We start from the raw sequence: 18578 nt of genomic DNA, 5'->3' as shown, positions 1-18578 counted from the left end.
GCTCAGTGCAGCCTGCTCACGCTGGCCAGGTGCGGCGCCGGAGGATTCTCCAGCTCGCGCAGCAGCTCCAGCAAGTCCTCGTCCCTGATGAAGCCGGCGCTCGAGCGTCCTTCCAGTAAACGCTCGGGCGGCATCGAGCGCGCCACCACATAGCCCTGCACGTAGTCGACGCCGATCTCGTGCAGCGTCTGCACGGTGGCCGCGTCCTCGGCCCATTCGGCGATCGTCTTCATGCCCAGGTTCACCGCCAGGCTGACGATGGCTTCGACGATCGCCACGTTGGCCGGGTGGGCGTTGATGTTGACGATGAAATTGCCGTCGATTTTCAGCACGTCGGCCGGCAACTCCTTCAGGTACGAGAACGAGGTGTAGCCGGCGCCGAAGTCGTCCAGCGCCACCTTCACGCCGAAGCTGCGCACCTGGTCGATGAAGCGGCGCGTGTTGTCCAGGTCGTGCAGCGCCACGCTCTCGGTGATTTCCAGGCACAGGCGGCTGGCCACGTGCACGTAGCGGCCCAGGATATCGAAGGTGTCCTGCACGAAGCGCTCGTCGTTGAGCGAGGCTCCCGACAGGTTCATGCACACGAAGCGGGTATTGACCAGGTCATCGGTGTGCTCGGCGATCCAGGCCAGGGTGGTGGTGAGCACCCAGCGGTCGATCATGCTGGCGCGCCCGCTCTTCTCGGCGGCGGCGATCACGGCGCCGGCCGGCACCACGCGCCCATCCGCCTCGCGCATGCGCAGCAAGACCTCGAAGTTCATCGATTCGTGCGGCGCGCGCAGCGACATGATCGGCTGCATCTCGAGCAGCAGGTTGTCGGTCGCGTCCGGGCCGGACAGGCGCTCGACCAGGTCCAGTTCGGCCGCGCGCTGGCGGAAGGCGTCGGCGCCGCGTTCATACACCACCAGGCCGTCGCCCAGGCCGGTCTTGGCTTCGCGGCAGGCGCGGTCCGAGGTCGACACCGCATCCTTCATCGGCATGCCCGGCACCACCTCGATCAGGCCGACCGAGGCGCGCACGTGGAAGGCCTTGTCGCCCACCCGGTACGGGGTGTTGCCGAGGCGGTCGACGATGCCGCGGCAGATGATCGAGGCCAGCGGGATCGCCGTCTCGGGCATCACGATCACGAATTCGTCGCCGCCCACGCGGCCGATCTGCTGGCCACCGGCCAGCATCGTGCCCATCCGCTCGCACACCTGCTTGAGCACTTCGTCGCCCGCCGCATGGCCGAACAGGTCGTTGATCAGCTTGAAGCGGTCGAGGTCGACGTAGGCCAGCGCCATCGGCCGCCCGGCGGCCAGGCTGGCGGCGGCGCCCGAGAATTCGCGTTCGATGCCGCGCCGGTTGTAGACCTTGGTCAGCGGATCGTTGTTGGCCATGAAGCGCAGCTGCTCGGTGGCCTTGTGTTTTTCGGTGGTGTCCTGCAGCACGCCCTCGATGCGCGAGCGCGCCAGGGTGGCGCTGACCAGGAAGCGCTGGTTGCCGTCGCGGCTGGCCAGTTCCATCTCGGCCTCGGACTTGGCATGCACCTGCTCGTGCAGGTTGGCCCAGCTGGCTTCGGTGAAGAACTGGCGCCAGGCGGTGCGGCCCGGCGCGAAGCCGCTCATGCCCAGCATCTTCTGCAGGGCCGGATTGACACTCAGGAAGTGGCCGTACATATCGAGCGTGAACAGGCCGACCGGCATCGCCTGGTAGGCGTGCTCCAGCTCTTCCTGGGCTTCCTGGCGCTTCTCGGTTTCCATCCGCATCTGCTCGGCCACGGCCAGCGCCGCCAGCAGGCTCGACGCGAGCGCGGCGGTGACGCTGTTGATCACGCCGAGCAGCTCGCGCATGCCGAGCGCGGCCGACAGGACCTCGGCCAGCGACGCCAGGAAGGTCACCGCGAACGAGGCCGCGAACCAGGCCGCGACCCGCGTGCGCGATTCCACGATGATCTTGAACAGGCCGATCGTCATCAGGGAGAAGCAGCACACCAGGATGCCCCACAGCAGCGGCAGGTACATGCCATACGGCAGCAGCATGGCGGCGGCCAGCATCGGCATGCACAACCACTGCATGACGCGCATCGGCAGCAGGTAGCGCATCTCGGCCAGGTGCTCCTTGAGCAGCGCCTGGTACAGGGTCAGCGTGGCGATGCCGTACAGGGTGATCGTCACGGCGCGGCTGCGCAGCAACCATTCGGAAGGCACGGTCTGGCCCAGCCACTGGATGTCCCAGCCGGCCGACAGCGCGCCCACGCGCAGGTTCAGGATCAGCCAGCCGGCGAACAGCACGTACACCGGCTGGCGGTTGATCAGGGCCGTGATGATGATGAACAGGGCCAGCACGATCATGCCGCCGTCGAGCAGGCCTGATTTGCGGTGGTATTGCTTGACCGACAAGGCGAACTGATCGGCCGGCCATTGCAGCACCGACAGGCGCGCCGGGCCCGAGAAGGTGGCGCGGCACAGCAGCTGGCGCGGCAGCGGCGCCAGGCGCATCGCGAAACCGGCCTTGTCGGCGCGCAGGGCGCCGTCGTCCGTGCTGCGGGTGGCGGCGCCGAGGGGCTCCAGGGTATTGGCATTCCAGCAGCCGATGTCGAGCGCGTGGCGCGACGGGAATTCGATCACCTGCTCGCCGGCGCGCGGCATCGGCTCGAAGACGAACCAGACCGGCGCTTCGGACAGGTGGGTATCGTGGCTATTGATCAGCGGCGTGGCGCGCGCCAGGGCCAGCGCGTCGCCTGGCGCCAGCGCCGCGGCCCGGTCGACCGTGACGTGCATCGCAAGCGGCACGTCGCCGCTGGTGCGGTATTCGTCATGCCAGAAGACGAGCGCGATCAGCGAGACGACGCCGATCCCGACCGGAATCAGATAGTAGGCAAATATCTTCAGGACCAGCTCGACAGCCGCATGGAGCGCGGCCGGCAGCGTTGCACGGAGCTGATGATTGACGTTGGGCATGGACGATCTTGGGTGGCACTGGTGGCCCGGCGCGACGAGCGGCGGGCCATTAAAGCGCAAGGATACCGCTTTACGCTAGTGCCGTCATGCAATTATTAGGCCAGCCAGGGCGATTTCACAACGGTTTGTCATTGACAGTAAGGCTTAGGTCCGATTGCGCGCCTGCCGCGTCGATGGCTCACTAGTGCCATGGCGGCCGGTCGCACGGCGCATCAAACGGCCCGGCGTAGTCTGTTCGCAAACGAAAGGAAAGTCTATGCGGGCTGTCCCGATCCGATTCCTGTGCGCCGCGGCCTGGATGCCGCTGGCCTGCCTGGCGGCGCCGCAGAACGCGCCACCGGCGCAGTCCACCGCGCCGGCCCCGCCCCCAGCCCCGGCCCCGGCCGCGCAGCCCGATCTCGAGCCCGAGGCCGTTTCCGCCCTCGGCGCCATGGGCGCCTACCTGCGCACCCTGCCCGCTTTCGAAGTCGTCGGCCGTGCCACCACCGAGACCGTGATGGACGACGGCATGAAGCTGCAGTTCGACAGCACGGCGAACCTCAGGGTGCGCCGGCCCGACCGCCTCCAGGTCGACGTCGCCAACGACCGCAAGCAGCGCCAGATCTTCTATGACGGCAAATCGGTGACCGTCTACGGCCAGCGCCTCAAGTACTACGCCACCGTCGCGGCGCCGCCGACCCTGCGCGAGACCGTCGACGCGCTGGGCACGAAATACGGCATCGAACTGCCGCTCGCCGACCTGTTCTATTGGGGGACGGAACAGGCGCCGGTGTCCGACATCCGGGCCGCGCATTACATCGGCCCGGCGACGGTCGGCAGCCTGAAGGCCGGGCACTACGCCTACCGCCAGGAAGGCGTGGACTGGCAGGTCTGGATCCAGGACGGCAAGACGCCGCTGCCCCTGAAGCTGGCGATCACGGCCAGCGGGCAACCGGGCGAACCGACCCATACGGTGTGGCTGCGCTGGAACCTCGCGCCGCGCTTCACCGATGCCACTTTCTCCTTCCGGCCGCCGCCGGGCGCGATGAAGATCGCGCTGCAGACGGCCGACGGCAAGGTCGCGTCCATCAAATGAACGGGGGAGAACCCATGCCGCTCACTCCAGGACATCGGCGCGTCATCGGTGTGCTGCTCGCGCTGGCGGTCGTCGTCATCGCCTACGAGGCCGCCGCCCAGCGTGGCGCGGGACGCGTCGGCGGCGCGGCGGTCAGCCGCAGCGGGAGCGCCCAGGTGCATCGCGGCGCCTATGGCGGCAATTACCACGCCTCGAGCAGCGTCAGCCGCACCTCGGTCAACGGCCACGCCAACGTCAACCGCAACGTCAACGTCAACCGCAATATCAATGTGGATGTCGACCACGATTACTACCGCCCCGGCGCGGGGCTGGCGGTGGCCGGCGCGGTGGCGGTGACGGCGGCGGCGATCGGCTCGGTGGCATATTCGATCCCGTCGTCCTGCGTGGCCGTGGTCCGGGCCGGGGTCACCTACCAGCAGTGCGGCAGCACCTGGTACCAGCCGCAGTACGCGGGCACCAGCGTGAACTACGTCGTGGTCGCGCCTCCAGGATGAGAACGAGGCGCGCTTGCGCGACGGCGGCCGGCCTGGCCTGGCTCTCCTGCCAGCCCGTCCGCGCGCAGGAGGAACAAGAGCTGGCCAGGAAGCTCGCCAATCCCGTGGCCGCGATGATCAGCGTGCCGCTGCAGTCCAATGTTGACCGGCACGATGGTCCCACGCGCGATGGCCGCAGGTACACCATGAACGTGCAGCCGGTGGTGCCCGTCACGCTCAACCCGGATTGGACCCTGATCAGCCGCACCATCGCGCCGCTGGTCAGCCAGCACGACCTGGCGCCCGGCGCCGGCGGCCAGCACGGCATCGGCGACATCACCCAGAGCTTCTTCATCTCGCCGTCGCGGCCCGCGGCGCACGGCATCGTCTGGGGCGCGGGGCCCGTGTTCCTGCTGCCCACCGGCAGCGAGAGCGCGCTCAGCGCGCGCCAGTGGGGCATCGGCCCGACCGGCGTGGTGGTCAGGCAGCACGGCGCGTGGACGTATGGCGCGCTGGCCAATCACATCTGGTCCTTCGCCGGCCATGACGACCGGCCGAACGTCAGCGCCACCTTCGTCCAGCCCTTCCTCAACTACACCACCAGAACCGCCTGGACCTTCGGCATCAACACCGAGTCCAGCTACGACTGGAAGCAGGAACAGTGGTCGGTGCCGGTCATCGTCACCGCCAGCAAGCTGATCAAGGTCGGCCGGCAACCGATATCGATCGGCGGCGGCCTGCGTTACTGGGCCGACAGCCCGAGCGGCGGGCCGCGCGACTGGGGCCTGCGCCTGAGCGTGACCTTCCTGTTCGCCAGATAGCGACGCGCCGGCAGCGCCGGCGAGTCGGAACGCCCGCCGGCATGCCGCCCTGCCGTTCTCAGAACAGGTAGGAGAACGCGATCCCCACCGTCCACTGGTCGGCGTCGCCGCGGCCCTCCACCACCGGGCTGTCCTTGGCGTCGTCCAGCAGCCGCTCATAACGCCCGCCGACCGTCATCAGCCATTCCGGGTTCAGCTGGGTCGTCAGGCTGAAGGGAATCTTGATCGAGGTGACCGACGGGTCGGGGTCATAGGGCACGCCGAGCCGCTCCGGGTACAGGAAGTCGTCGCCTCCCCCGACGCCGAAGTACTTGCGGTTGAAGTCGTTACTGGCGAAGAACAGGCCAAAACCGATGCTGCCGATCAGCTGCATGCCGGCGACCGGCTGCGGGAAGGGGTGGATGTAGTTGACGCGCACGTTGCCGGTGGCGCCGTTGTACACATTATTGGTGTTGCCGACCACGTCGGCGCTGAACACCAGCTTGTGCATTGGCTGGCCTTGCGTCAGCGGCATGTGATAGGCGACGAAGGCGCCGATCTCGGTGGCCGTGGCGACCGGACGCATGCGCGAGACGATCTCGTCGTCGACATCGTCGTCGCGCCGCATGCGCCAGCGAATCAGCGGACCGGCGCGCCAGTCCTTGCGCGGCACCAGGTTGGCCATGATCTCCGGACCGAGCACCCGGACGTAGCGGTCGGATCCGAAGTTGTAGTGCAACACCGGCGCCACGGCGGCCTGGTAATCGGACGAGCCGTAATAGTCGGGCACCGCGAACACACCCAGGCCCACCAGATTGCGTTCCTCGAGTAACTCGACTGGGAGCACGTCTTGCGCCGCGGCGAGCGGTGAACAGAGCAGCGCCGCGGCGATGGCGAGGCTGCGGGGGCTGTGCGTGAATGTCTTCATGACTGACCTCTCGGAGCTGGTGGGTGGAACATCGGGGCCGCCCCGGCGCCATTCGCCGGTGCGCTTCGCACTGCTGATGGTGTGTAGACAGTCAGCGCCGCGTTTTGTGCCCCTGCCTCGTCAAGAACGTCGTGCGTCGACAGCGCTACGGCCAAGGTCCACTACCGCGCGCACCCGAAGAATGCTTATGATCGTGACTGGCCCAAAATGAAGGAGCGGGATGGAAGCGCTGGTGCATGCGACCGCCGGCTGGATCGCGCTCGCCCTCGACGCGCTCGCGGTGCTGACCGTGGCCGCCGGCGCGCTGGAGGCGCTGGCGCGCGTGCTGGCACTGTGCCTGCGGGGCGCCGCCACGCCGGCGCGGGTGCACGCGGCCTTCATCGGCTTCGGCGACTGGCTGGTGGTCGCCCTCACCTTCCAGCTTGCCGCCGACATCGTCGGCACCACGATCGCGCCCGGCTGGGACGAACTGGGACGGCTGGCCGCGATCGCGGCCATCCGCACCTTCCTCACGTTTTTCCTGGACCACGACCTGGCCCGGGCCCGCGCACGCGAGCTGGCCGAGCAGGAACGCAACGGGGCGCAGCCCGTCAAGGCTGCGCCCCGCGATCCCGGCTGACGGCGTCACCGCCGGACCGGAACACGATCAGGAGAGAATCAGTCGAACATCAGGCGAACGCCAGTTCGACGCGTGGCCGGCTGGCCGGCGGCAACGGGCGCTGCGGCAGCGCCAGCGATGACGGCGCGACCGGACCGACGTCGATGTCCGGATGGTGGGTATTGAAGAAGAAGTTCAGCATCGGGTGGCGCGCCTCGGCCCAGCGCTGCTGGAAGGTGGCGATCTCGAACGCCATGATGCGATGCGGGATATTGCCCACGTGACGCAGCGGCACCAGACCCAATTCAGGGAACACGTCGACGAACATCAGCTGATCGTATTGCCTGTCCACGGGTGGACGGCCGGTCGCCACCGAGTAATCGATAGCGTTGTCTTCGCAATACATGAAGCAGGCCTTGATCAGTGCAATCTTGACCATGCGGCCGACCCGGCCTTCGTCGATGCCGAGGCGGGTCGCCTCGACCAGGCGCTTGCCCTGAAGCCAGTCGGGCAGGACGATCGATTCCTCGACGCCCAGGGGGCGGTAGAGGTTGGTGCGGATGCGGGTGCTGCCGATCGGCGTGCCGTCCAGCTTGGACTCGGCCAGCAGGACGATGGTGTCGGCATCGTAGTCGGCCGCCTCGGGCTGCGCCAGGCTGCGGGCGAAATCCGGGACATGGCGGGCATAGGCGGCGTGGCGGATGCGCACGGCCTTGAGAAGATCCGCTTCGGTTTCTACCCGGCGGACAGTGAACGGCAAACGCTCGATCGCGCCTCCAGCGACCGGTGCGCGCGCGGTGCGCGGACGGGTCGCTTTCGGGGGGGTGAACACGGCTGCTGGAAACAGCTCCATGGCGGTACTCCTGGTTGATAAGTTGAAACAGATTTGGTCTGGATCAAATTATCAATCCGCTCACGGAAATTCGAACTGTTGAGCAGGCGTGCTTTTTGCCCTCTATTTAATAGTAAGTACACCAGTAGTTTTATGACAAAGTTGTTGGCTTTGCCCAACGAAAACCACCAGAAATCACAAGTATTGCTTTACATCAACCTCGCCGTTCCTGACACGCGGATCGAACCGCCCGCCTCGTCGCCGATCTCGGCCGTCAAACGCGAACGCGCGCCCATGTCTTCGCCCTGGACGATCTCGATCCGTCCGCCATGCGGCCAGCCGATGTCGCGCAGGTAGCCGGCCAGTGCCGCGGTGCCGGCGCCGGTGGCCGGATCTTCATAGACGCCGCCCGAGGCGAAGGGATTGCGGGTGTGGAATAGCTGCGGATGCTCGGCCCAGACCAGTACAACCGTCACCAGGCCGTGTCCCAGCATCAGCGCCCGGCCGGCGTCCAGCTCGTAGCGCATCGCCGCGAGCAGCGCGCGGCTCGACAGCGCCAGCGCCAGGTGGTCGGCGCCGCCATGGGCCAGCGCCGGCGCGATGCGCGGATCGAGATCGGCCCGGGTGTAGCCGAACAGCGCCAGCGCCGCATCGACCAGTTGCGGCTCGGCCGCCCGGCTCCAGGTCGGCGGCGACTGCAGCGCCGCATGCACCCGCTCGCCCTCGCGCCGCCCCTCGACCGTGATGCTGGCCGCGTTCAGGGTCAGCGCGTAGCGGCCGTCGCCGTCGCCGTGGGCGCGGGCCAGCGCGGCGCCGAGGGCGATGGTGGCGTGGCCGCAGAACGGCACCTCGGATTCAGGCGAAAAATAGCGCACCCGCCAGGCCTCGCCCTCCGGCGCGGCGAAGGCGGTTTCCGAAAAGCCGACCGCGTGCGCGATCCGGGCCATCTCGGCGGCGTCCGGCAAGACGGCGCCGATCCAGACGCCGGCCGGATTGCCGCCCTGGCCGTTGTCGTCGAAGGCGGCGATGCGCTGGATGTCGTTCAGGTTCATGGCAATCTCCCTTGGTGAATGCACGATACTACCGCTTCGCCCCTTCGATCTTCGGCAGCAGCGCCGCCATGATGCCCAGCAGCGGCAGGAAGGACGCGATCCGGTACACCTGCTCGATGCCGTGGATGTCGGCGATATGGCCCATGGCCGCCGCGCCGACGCCGCTGATGCCGAACATCAGGCCGAAGAAGATGCCCGAGATCAGGCCCACCTTGCCCGGCACCAGCTCCTGGGCGAAGACGACGATGGCCGAGAAGGCCGACGACATCACCAGCCCGATCACGACCGACAGCACGCCGGTCCAGAACAGGTTCGCATACGGCAGCATGATGGTGAACGGCGCCGCGCCCAGGATCGAGAACCAGATCACGCGCTTGCGGCCGATCTTGTCGCCGATCGGGCCGCCGGCGAAGGTGCCCGCGGCGACCGAAGCCAGGAACAGGAACAGGTAAAGCTGGGCGGTGCCGACCGGCAGGTGGAATTTCTCGATCAGGAAGAACGTGTAATAGGTCTGCAGGCTGGCCATGTAGATGTACTTGGAGAACACCAGCAGCGCCAGCACCACCAGGGCCTGGACCACCTTCTTGCGCGGCAGCTTTGGTCCCGCGTGCTGCGCGGCCTTCTTGACCATGTTCATCAGGTGGTTGCTGTACCAGCGGCTGACGCCGACCAGCACCGCCACCGCGACCAGCACCAGCAGCATGAACCAGGCGATCTCGCCCTGCCCGCGTCCGACCACGATGGCCGCCGCCAGCAGCGGTCCGAGCGCCGAGCCGGCGTTGCCGCCGACCTGGAACAGCGACTGGGCGAAGCCGAAGCGCCCGCCCGAGGCCAGGCGCGCCACGCGCGAGGCCTCGGGGTGGAAGGTCGAGGAACCGATGCCGATCATCGCCGCCGCGGTGAGCAGCATCGGGAAGCTGCCGGCCCAGGCCAGCAGGCCGACGCCGAGCAGGGTCACGCACATCCCGGCCGGCAGCAGGAAGGGGATCGGACGCCTGTCGGTGTACAGGCCGATCCAGGGCTGCAGCAGCGAGGCGGTGCACTGGAAAGTCAGGGTGATCAGGCCGACCTGGGCGAAGGTCAGGTCGAATTCATGCTTCAGGAGCGGATAGATCGACGGCAGCACGGCCTGCACGCAGTCGTTCAGCAGGTGAACGAAGGCGACCGAGAACAGGATTTGCATGACGGTGCCGGAAGCGGCGGGGGATATCGTGGAAGGTGAAGACGGTGATGTGGACATGGGACGACGGACTCGGATTGCGCCAACGCGGTATGGACAATCCGACAGCATATGCCAAATCCGCCGAACGCGCAGGGCCGGTGCTTCCGGTCCATGCGCGTTCGCGTCGTGCGCGACGTTCCGTTACTTCACGGGCACAAGGCGAATCGCCTGCCCACCGCCCGGCGCCAGCACCATCTTGATGGTGTCAAGGCTGGTGACGTTGCGCTTCTCGATCACGATGTCGAAGCGGCGCTTGTCGTCGCGGTAGTCGGCGTTGTCGCCGTCGCGGTAGATCTCGGCCACGTAGGTCTTGCCGGCGTCCAGGAAGTCCAGCTTCAGGTCCAGCGTGCGCCTGGCGCCATCGGTCACCGAGCCGACGTACCAGGCGCTTGACGCGCGGTCCTTGCGCGCGATGGTCACGTATTCGCCCACCGCGCCGTGCGGCACGCGGGTGTCTTCCCAGTCGGTCGGCACGTCCTTGATGAACTGGAACGGGCCCGGATAGCGCTCGTAGTGCTCGATCAGGTCGGCCGCCATCACCACCGGCGAATAGATCACGACAAAGTTGGCCAGCTGCTTGGCCTGGGTGGAGTTGAACGGCTTCTTGTCCTTGCCCTCCAGGCTCAGGATGCCCGGCGTGTAGTCCAGCGGGCCGCTCAGCATGCGGGTGAACACCAGGTTGGCCTCGTGGTCGACGCTGTTGACCGGATTGCCCCAGGCGTTGTACTCGACGCCGCGCGCGCCTTCGCGCGAGATCCAGTTCGGATACGTGCGGCGCAGGCCGGTGTCCTTCACCGGCTCATGGGTGTTGATCGCGATCTTGTAGCGCGCCGCCTCCTCGACCACCTTCTGGTAGTGGCGCACGCCCTCTTGCGAATCGGTGTAGCCGAAGTGGACCTTGCCGTTCTTGCCCATGAACTGGGCCGCGCCGCCGTCGGTCACGTAGCCGGTCTTGATGCTGTCCACGCCGTGTTTCGCGTACAGCTTGAAAGCCGCGTCCATCTGCTTCTCGTAGTGCGCGACATTGCCGCCGGTCTCGTGGTGACCGATCAGGTGCACGCCCTTCTTGCGCCCATAGTCGGTCACGGCGGCGATGTCGAAGCTCGGATGCGCCTTCGTGAAGTCCATGTCGGCGCCGTTGCCGGCCCAGTCGCTGTCCCAGCCCGGGTTCCAGCCCTCGACCAGCACGCCGCGGAAACCGTTCCTGGCCGCGAAGTCGATGTAGCGCTTGGTGTACTCGGTGGTGGCGCCGTGTTTCGGACCCGAGGCCCACGACTTGGTTTCCAGGTGCATGTCCCACCACACGCCGACGTACTTCGACGGCTTGACCCAGGAGACGTCGCCCAGCTTGTTCGGTTCGTTCAGGTTCAGCACCAGGTCGGACATGTACAGGCCGGCCGCGTCGTCGGCGATCTGCATCGTGCGCCATGGCGTGGTGAAGGCGCCGGTGCGCACCACCGGGTTGCCGGTGGCGGACGGGGTCAGGTGCGCGCGCAGGCGCTGGCCCTCGACCCGGCGCAGCCACATCGAGGCATAGTCGACCAGGGCCGCCTCGTGGAAGGCGATGTGGGTGCCGTTCTCCATGCGCACCGTCATCGGGGTGTTGGCCATGCCCACTTCACGCAGGGGCGACTTCTGGATCGGGTATTCCAGCGCCCAGACTTCGCCCGCCTGCTGCCACCAGGCGGTGGCCGGCTGCGCGACCACGAACTCGGTCAGCTCGTCGGCGATGTGCAGCGCGCGGTTGTTCGGCTGCTTGGGGAACTCGTAGCGGAAGCCCAAACCGTCGTCGAACACGCGGAACACGATCGCCAGGCGGCGGCCATCGTTCTTCTTGACGTCGACCCGCATCTGGCGGTAGTGGTTGCGCACCGTGCGGCGCTCGCCCCAGGGCTGCTCCCAGGTGCTGTCATGGTCGGTGACCACCTGGCGCTCGATCTTGAAGCCCGAGTCGAGCGGCTTGTCGCTGCCCAGCACGAAGCCCAGGCGCGACGGCGCGATCACCTGCTGGCCCTTGCGTTCGACCTGGTACGACAGGCGTCCGTCCGGCGCGACCTGCACCGACACGTTCAGCACCTTGCCCGGCGACTCGACGCTCGCGCTCGTCGCATCAAGCGCGAAGGCGCTCGAGCTCACCACCATGCCCAGCACCACGCAGCAATGCGTGGCCAGGCTGACATTCATGAATCTGGAAACCATATCTCTCCTTGTTTTACTTCACCAGCACGCGGTAACTCCACGGTGCCATTTCAACATCAAGCGATCCGCCCACCTCGACCTTCGCGCCGGTGGCGAAGTCGCGGTACGACCCGTGATGCAGCGTCTTGTCGAAGCTCGCCTTGACCGGCTTGTCCGACAGGTTCAGGGCGACGAACACCTTGTCCTTGTCGTTGGCGCGCACGAAGCTCAGGACCTGGGCCGGCGCATTGTTCGGCACCTGCACCATCCGCGCGCCGTATTCGCCGTTCCACAGCGCCGTGTTCTGTTTCTTCAATGCGATCAGCTTCTTGTAGAGCGCCGTGTAGGGCGACGCCTTCCACTCGATCGGGTCGCGCTCGAAGAAGGCCAGGCGCTTGGTGTTGCCCGCTTCCTGGCCGTTGTAGACCAGCGGGATGCCTTCGCTGACGAAACTGAACACGATCGCCGCGTCGACCGCCGGGCCGAAGGCTTCGAACTCGGTGCCGTCCCAGGCGTTCTTGTCGTGGTTCGTCGTGTACAGCATGCGGTAGGCCTGGCGCGGATAGAACTTCGCGTTCCAGGCGTAATACGCGTGCAGGCGGGTGGCGTCCGAACGGCCGCGCGCGATGTCGTGCAGCGCGTCCCACCAGGTCCAGGCATAGCTGGCGTCGAAGGCGTCGCGGTGCATGTCGCGGCTCTCCCACTCGGCCAGCATGAACACCGGCTTGATCGCGCGCAGCTCGCGGCTGGCGTGGTCCCAGAAGTCCTGCGGCACCAGTCCGGCGGCGTCCACGCGATAGCCGTCGATGCCGGCCTCCCGCACCCAGAACTTCATCGCATCCGTCATATAGCGGCGCAGTTCGGGCTTGCCGTAGTCGAGGTCAATGATGTCGTCCCAGTTGAACCAGGGCGTCGGCTGCGGCTTGCCATCGGCGCCCCTGGCGTACCACTCCGGGTGCTGCGTCATCAGCACGTTGTCCCACGAGGTGTGGTTGCCGACCCAGTCGATGATCACGCGCTGGCCCAGCGCATGGGCGCGCTCGACGAAAGCGCGCAGGTCGGCCATCGTGCCCAGCTCGGGATTCACGGCGCGGAAGTCGCGCACCGCGTAGGGACTGCCCAGCGACCCCTTGCGCTTGACTTCGCCGATCGGGTGGATCGGCATCAGCCACAGGATGTCGACGCCCAGCTCCTTCAGGCGCGGCAGCTGGCCGGTCGCGGCCCTGAACGTGCCTTCCGGCGTGAACTGGCGCGTATTGATCTGGTAGATGGTGGCGTTCTTCGTCCAGTCGGCATGCTGGAACTGGACGTACTCCCGCGGCTGATAAGGATCGGCGGCCGGCGCCGCCAGCGCCGCCGGCGCGGCGGCCAGCAGCGCCAGCGTGGCCAGGGCATGGACAAGAACGGGTTTCATGGGCAGTCCGGTCATGGTCAGAACTTGTAGTTGAGACCCGCCGAGTAGGTGCGGCCGAAGGTGACGGTGTTGGTGTACACCGTCGGATCGCTGGTGTACTCGCGGAACGGTTCGTTGGTCAGGTTATGCCCTTGCAGGAACACCGACCAGCCCTGCAGCATGCCGCCCCGGAAATCGTAGGACACCTGGGCGTCGGCAATCGTCTCGCCCTTGATGAAGGTGAACTGCGATTCGCTGCGGTAGTCGAGGATCTGGCCGATGAAGCTGGAGCGGCGGTAGGCCGCCAGCGACACCTGCAGGCCGTGCTTCTCGTAGTACAGGCGCAGGCTGGTCACGTTGCGCGACAGGCCCGGCAGGCCGATCTCGGACACCGCGCCGTTGAACACCGGCGCATTGCTGCCGGTGACGAAGGCGCTGGTCGGCAGGCGCACCGAGGAATCGGTATGCGAATGGTTCACCTGCACGCCGAAGCCATCCAGCGCGTTCACGACCAGGCCGAACGGCAGGTTGGCCGACAGCTCGATGCCGCGCATGATGCCGCCCTCCCCGTTCTGCGGCATGGTCAGGAAGCCGATCGTCGAGCCGGCGTACTGGCCGGTGGTCGGCAGCGGCGTGCTGGCGCTGGTGTACTGGGCGAAGTCGAACATCTGCGGCGCATTGATCACGTAGTTGTCGAGCTTCTTGTAGAACAGCGCGGCGCTGACATAGCCCTTCTTGCCGAAGTATTTTTCGTACGACAGGTCGAGCGCGCGCGCTTCATAGGGCTTGAGTTCCGGATTGCCGGCGAAGCCGGTCAGCGCCGGGTCCTCGGCGGTGGCGCTCTGCAGGCCGAAGTTCATGCTGGCCTTCAGGTTGTCCAGGTTGGCGCGCGAGACCTGCTTGCCGGCGCCCAGGCGCAGCAGCTGGTCGTTGCCCAGGTCGAAGGTCAGGTTCAGGCTGGGCAAGACCTCCGTGTAGTCGACGCCGCCGGTCTTGACGACCGCCGGGCAGGTGTCGGTGGTGATGCCGGTGCAGTTGGCCAGGTCGACCTGGTTGCCGCTGGCGCGCTGGCGGGTGTCGACCACCTGCACGCCGATATTGCCGCTGTACGGCAGCGACATCAGGGTGCCGTCGAGTTCGCCCATCAGGTAGGCGGTGGTGACCTTCTCGCCCACCGTCCAGTCGCGCGCCAGCACGGTGGCGTCGACCCAGCGGTTCAGTTCATACAGCGAGCCCAGGCTGCCGGTCGGATCGAACGAGGCGACCGGGATGCCGGTCGGGCCGGCGACTTCAAGGCCGCTGCCCGGCATCGGGATGCTGGCATAGCCGTCGCCGCCACGCACCGACAGGCGGCCCTCTTCGCCCAGGCGCGACTTGTCGCGCTTGGTGTAGTTGACGCCGAAGCGCACCGCGGCCAGCGGGCCCCAGTCGGTGTCGCGCTCGGCCGACAGGCGCACCGCCTGCACCTTGTCGTCGATGGTCGGCAGCGCCAGGTAGCCGGCCTGCGGCGACAGCGGGCCGCCGCCCCAGCCGGCGACGTCGGTCAGCACGGCCACGTTGCGGTCGGCGTAGTTCAGGCTCGGGCTGTAGCGCACGTCGGCGAAGTTGTTGCCGTTGAAGCCGCTGTAGCTGATCGCGCCGAGCTGGCTCTCGGGCGTGTTGCCCGGCTGGCCGGCCATGGTCTCGAAATTGCTGATGCGCTTGGTGCCCTTCGAGTACGACAGGTCGTTCACGATGCGCCACTCGCCCACCTTGAGCTCGTTGTTCACGCCGAGCGACAGCAGGCGGTCCTTGTTCGAGAACAGGTGATTGCGCACGTCGCCCTTGTAGTTGCTGAAGGTGCCGGCGGTGACGATGCCGTTCTCGATGGTGGCGTCGGTGAGCACCGCGTTCGGATCGTAGATGCCGGTGCCGCCGACGATCGCGCCTTCGAGGCCGGTCTTCTTGGTCGCCTCTTCGCCGCGCGAGTAGAACGCGTCGAAGGTCGAGCGGAATTTGTCGTTGGGCCGGAACTGCAGGGTGACCGAGGCGCCGTCGCGCTCGGCCTTGCGGCGCGAGGTCTCGGCCATGAAGCCGTTGATCGCCTTGACGGTCTGGCCGTTGTAGTCGATGTCGGCGGTGTTGGCGCCCCAGCTGTCGAATTTGAGTTCGCCGCCGTTGTCCTGCTTGAACGAGGTGAGGCCGACCGACAGGCCCAGCTTGCGGCCGAAGTACTGGTCGACGTAGGTCAGCGTCTTGCGGTGGCCCGAGCCGAGGTCGGAACCGGAACCGAAGCCGATGCGCTCCTTGCGCGCATTGGCGGCGAACATGCGCTTGCCGAAATCGAGCGGGCGCAGGGTGCGCAGGTCGATGGTCGAGGCCAGGCCCTGGCCGATCAGGCTGGCGTCCGGCGTCTTGTACACCAGCACGCTGCCGGTCAGCTCGGACGGGAACAGGTCGAATTCGGGGCTGCGCGCATCGCTGGTGGAGGCCTGCTCGCGGCCGTTGAGCAGGGAGCCGTTGAAGGTCGGCGACATGCCGCGCACGCTGACCTCGGTCGCCTTGCCGTTGATCTTGCTGCGCTGGGTGGTCACGCCCGACAGGCGCGAGATCGACTGGGCGACGGTGGTGTCGGGCAGCTTGCCGATGTCTTCGGCGGACACGGCTTCGACAATCGACGTCGCGTTGCGCTTGATCTCGATGGCCGCCTCGATGCCGCGCCGGATGCCGGACACGTTGACGGTGGCGATCGGCGCCTCGCCCGAGACGGTCGCCGCGGGCCGGACCGCGTCCTCGGCGTCCTGGGCGCCGGCTTCCTGCGCGTGCAGGGGCGCCGCCATGGTCATCAACAGCGCACAGGCGCCTGCAACCGGATGCAACTGGAAAAGCTGGCGCCGCGCGCCATCCCGACGTGTCGTCATGTCTGTCTCCTGATTATATTTATTCCAACTTGGTGTTGGTTGGATGCGATGGTCCAATATCACGCGGGCGGGGTCAACGCATGCGCTGAAGCGAATCTGAAGATTCACCAAAGCCCTGTCGCTACGCCGCGCTGGTAAACTCGCGCCATGAAAATTCTCATGATCGAAGACGATCTCGCCATCGGCCAGGCGCTGTTGTCGGTATTCCAGGACGAGGGCCACACGGCGGTGTGGCTGCGCCTCGCGGCCGACGCCGGGGCGCGCATCCGCGACGAGGCCTTTGACGCGGTGGTGCTCGACCTCGGCCTGCCCGACGGCGACGGCAACGACCTGCTGCGCGCGTTGCGCGCCGACGGCGTGCGCCTGCCGGTATTGATCATCAGCGCGCGCGACAGCCTGCAAGACCGCCTGAAGGGCTTCGACCTGGGCGCCGACGACTACCTGATCAAGCCGTTCGAGATCCCCGAGCTCTTGGTGCGCCTGCGCGCCATCGTGCGCCGCAGCCACGGCACGCTGGAAGAGAACCTGTGGACATCGGGCGACATCGTGCTCGACGAAAACCGCATGGCGGTGACGCGCGGCGGCCAGCCGGTCACCCTGTCGAAGACCGAGTTCGCGCTGCTGCTGACGCTCATGAAGCAGGCCAACCGGGTATTGACGCGGGTCGAGCTGGAGCGGCGCGCGCTGCCCGCCGGCGAGGGCCAGAGCCAGACCCTGGACGTGCACATCTTCAACCTGCGCAAGAAGATCGGCGAAGGCGTGATCCGCACCGTGCGCGGCGTCGGCTACATGGTGCAGCAGGATGCTTAGGCGGCTGGCGAACCGGCCGTCGTCGCTGTTCCAGCGCCTGATGTTCAGCTTCACGGGCGTGATCATCGGCGTGGCCATCATCGGACTGGTGTGGGTATTCCTCGAGGCCAAGGCCACCCAGCGCAGCCGCACCTTCAGCGAGAACAAGGCTCACACCGCCAATATCCAGGCCCACCTGTCGGACGTCGGCCCGGATGTGGCGCGCATGCTGCCGGTATTGGCGGAGATCGAGGCGAACCGCGTGCGCATGTTCCAGGAACTGGATTACCACTCGCACGTGCGGGTGCGCGTCTGGCTGCACGGCCGCCTGATCTACAACTCGGCGCCGCAGTGGCCCGACCGGCTGCCCGAAGTCGCCACCCGCGACGCCTATTCCTGGGTGCGCTGGGAAGCGCACGACAAGGCCCAGGACATCCTGGTCGAGCGCAGCCACGAAGTCGACGACGAATGGATGTTCTCGATCGGCGGCGTCGGCTTCCTGCTGTCCTCGACCATCTTCAGCCTGCCGCTCCTCCTGATTCCCGCCTGGCTGATCGTCGGCATTGGCCTGCGTCCGCTGCGTTCGATCGCGTCAAGCATCGCCCAGCGTTCGGACGGCGACCTGACGCCCCTGCCCGATTCCATCTACCGCGAACTGTCGCCGCTGGTGGACGCGATCAACGGCCTGATGGCGCGCCTGTCGCAGCGCATCGAGCACGAACACGAGTTCCTGACCGACGCCGCCCACGAGCTCAAGACGCCGCTGGCGGCGATCCAGATCAATGCCCACGTGCTGCTCAGCCGCGCCGGCAGCGAGATGGCCGAGCGCTGCGCCGAACCGGCGGCCGGCCTGCGAAGCGGCGTGGCGCGCGCCACCCACACCGTGCACCAGCTGCTGGCCCTCGAGCGGGCGCGCGCCGAGCCGCAGGTCGACCATCCCTGCCCGCAGACCGACGTCGCCGAGTTCGTGCGCGACCGGGTGGCGGCGGCGGCCCACCTCGCGGTGCAGCGCAATATCGAGATCGAGTTCCACGCCGATGGCGACGGCAGCGTGCCGCTGCACCTGGAAAGCATGGCGTCGGCCGTCGATAACCTGATCAGCAACGCGATCAAGTATTCGCCGCAGGACAGCCGCATCGCGGTACGCCTCCACCGCATCGGCCACATCTATCGGCTGGCGATCGCCGACCAGGGGCCGGGCATCGCCCCCGACCTGCGCGACAAGGTGTTCGAACGCTTCTACCGGGTGCCGGGACAGGAGCAATCGGGCAGCGGCCTGGGACTGGCGATCGCCGAACGCGGCGCCGCGCGCAATGGCGGCATCATCGTGCTGTCGGACGGCGACGGCGGCCGCGGGTTGACGGCGACCATCGAGTTCGCGGGCGCCGCCGCCTGA

14 protein-coding genes are annotated in these 18578 nt (G+C 67.2%); 6 read left to right on the top strand and 8 right to left on the bottom strand.

Features of this window, described 5'->3' with window-relative positions:
* Positions 1-2 precede the first annotated feature (2 nt).
* Positions 3-2942 carry a putative bifunctional diguanylate cyclase/phosphodiesterase gene (locus ABIB42_RS04740; protein ID WP_005666577.1) on the bottom strand — a complete coding sequence of 980 codons (2940 nt, stop codon included), beginning with the start codon at positions 2940-2942 and terminating at the stop codon, positions 3-5.
* 256 nt (positions 2943-3198) lie between these two features.
* On the opposite strand from ABIB42_RS04740, the gene ABIB42_RS04735 reads away from it, so the two are divergent.
* Genes ABIB42_RS04735 through ABIB42_RS04725 form a run of 3 tightly spaced genes read left to right on the top strand, consistent with a single transcriptional unit; the run spans position 3199 to position 5311 of the window.
* Positions 3199-4017, top strand: coding sequence for a DUF2092 domain-containing protein (locus ABIB42_RS04735; protein ID WP_005666575.1), 819 nt, complete (start codon positions 3199-3201; stop codon positions 4015-4017).
* A gap of 14 nt (positions 4018-4031) precedes the next feature.
* Positions 4032-4511: a hypothetical protein gene (locus ABIB42_RS04730; protein ID WP_005666573.1), complete on the top strand. Its 480-nt coding sequence runs from the start codon at positions 4032-4034 to the stop codon at positions 4509-4511.
* Positions 4508-5311, top strand: coding sequence for a transporter (locus tag ABIB42_RS04725; protein ID WP_429247968.1), 804 nt, complete (start codon positions 4508-4510; stop codon positions 5309-5311). Before ABIB42_RS04730 ends, ABIB42_RS04725 begins: the two co-directional genes overlap by 4 nt.
* A gap of 58 nt (positions 5312-5369) precedes the next feature.
* On the opposite strand, the gene ABIB42_RS04720 is transcribed toward ABIB42_RS04725, so the two are convergent.
* Positions 5370-6218 (bottom strand): MipA/OmpV family protein, encoded by an 849-nt coding sequence (locus ABIB42_RS04720; protein WP_071362080.1) that lies wholly within the window; start codon positions 6216-6218, stop codon positions 5370-5372.
* Positions 6219-6450: 232 nt separating this feature from the next.
* On the opposite strand from ABIB42_RS04720, the gene ABIB42_RS04715 reads away from it, so the two are divergent.
* Positions 6451-6837 carry a DUF1622 domain-containing protein gene (locus ABIB42_RS04715; RefSeq protein ID WP_312162466.1) on the top strand — a complete coding sequence of 129 codons (387 nt, stop codon included), beginning with the start codon at positions 6451-6453 and terminating at the stop codon, positions 6835-6837.
* Between the two features lie 49 nt (positions 6838-6886).
* Here the strand turns inward: ABIB42_RS04715 and ABIB42_RS04710 are convergent, their stop codons facing one another.
* From ABIB42_RS04710 to ABIB42_RS04685, 6 genes are all read right to left on the bottom strand, one after another.
* Complete coding sequence (locus ABIB42_RS04710) at positions 6887-7669, bottom strand: N-acyl amino acid synthase FeeM domain-containing protein (protein WP_429247967.1); 783 nt, start codon at positions 7667-7669, stop codon at positions 6887-6889.
* Between the two features lie 188 nt (positions 7670-7857).
* Entirely contained in the window at positions 7858-8700 is an 843-nt protein-coding gene (locus ABIB42_RS04705; protein ID WP_429247966.1) for a PhzF family phenazine biosynthesis protein, read from the bottom strand.
* A gap of 28 nt (positions 8701-8728) precedes the next feature.
* Positions 8729-9883 (bottom strand): MFS transporter, encoded by a 1155-nt coding sequence (locus tag ABIB42_RS04700; protein WP_005666562.1) that lies wholly within the window; start codon positions 9881-9883, stop codon positions 8729-8731.
* A gap of 180 nt (positions 9884-10063) precedes the next feature.
* Positions 10064-12121, bottom strand: coding sequence for a glycoside hydrolase family 97 protein (locus ABIB42_RS04695; RefSeq protein ID WP_005666561.1), 2058 nt, complete (start codon positions 12119-12121; stop codon positions 10064-10066).
* 13 nt (positions 12122-12134) lie between these two features.
* Entirely contained in the window at positions 12135-13514 is a 1380-nt protein-coding gene (locus ABIB42_RS04690) for an alpha-amylase family glycosyl hydrolase (RefSeq protein WP_429247965.1), read from the bottom strand.
* Positions 13515-13531: 17 nt separating this feature from the next.
* Positions 13532-16393 carry a TonB-dependent receptor gene (locus ABIB42_RS04685; protein WP_429247964.1) on the bottom strand — a complete coding sequence of 954 codons (2862 nt, stop codon included), beginning with the start codon at positions 16391-16393 and terminating at the stop codon, positions 13532-13534.
* A 159-nt stretch (positions 16394-16552) separates the two neighbouring features.
* Here ABIB42_RS04685 and ABIB42_RS04680 point away from each other — a divergent pair, with 159 nt between their 5' ends.
* Complete coding sequence (locus tag ABIB42_RS04680; protein ID WP_229409785.1) at positions 16553-17203, top strand: response regulator transcription factor; 651 nt, start codon at positions 16553-16555, stop codon at positions 17201-17203.
* Entirely contained in the window at positions 17196-18578 is a 1383-nt protein-coding gene (locus tag ABIB42_RS04675) for an ATP-binding protein (protein WP_184240289.1), read from the top strand. The genes ABIB42_RS04680 and ABIB42_RS04675 overlap by 8 nt, the downstream gene beginning before the upstream one ends.

Source organism: Massilia sp. UYP32 (genome assembly GCF_050434365.1).
Lineage (GTDB): Bacteria > Pseudomonadota > Gammaproteobacteria > Burkholderiales > Burkholderiaceae_D > Telluria > Telluria timonae.
The sequence above is the reverse complement of the archived record's forward strand: the minus strand, read 5'-3'. Positions and strand labels throughout refer to the sequence as shown.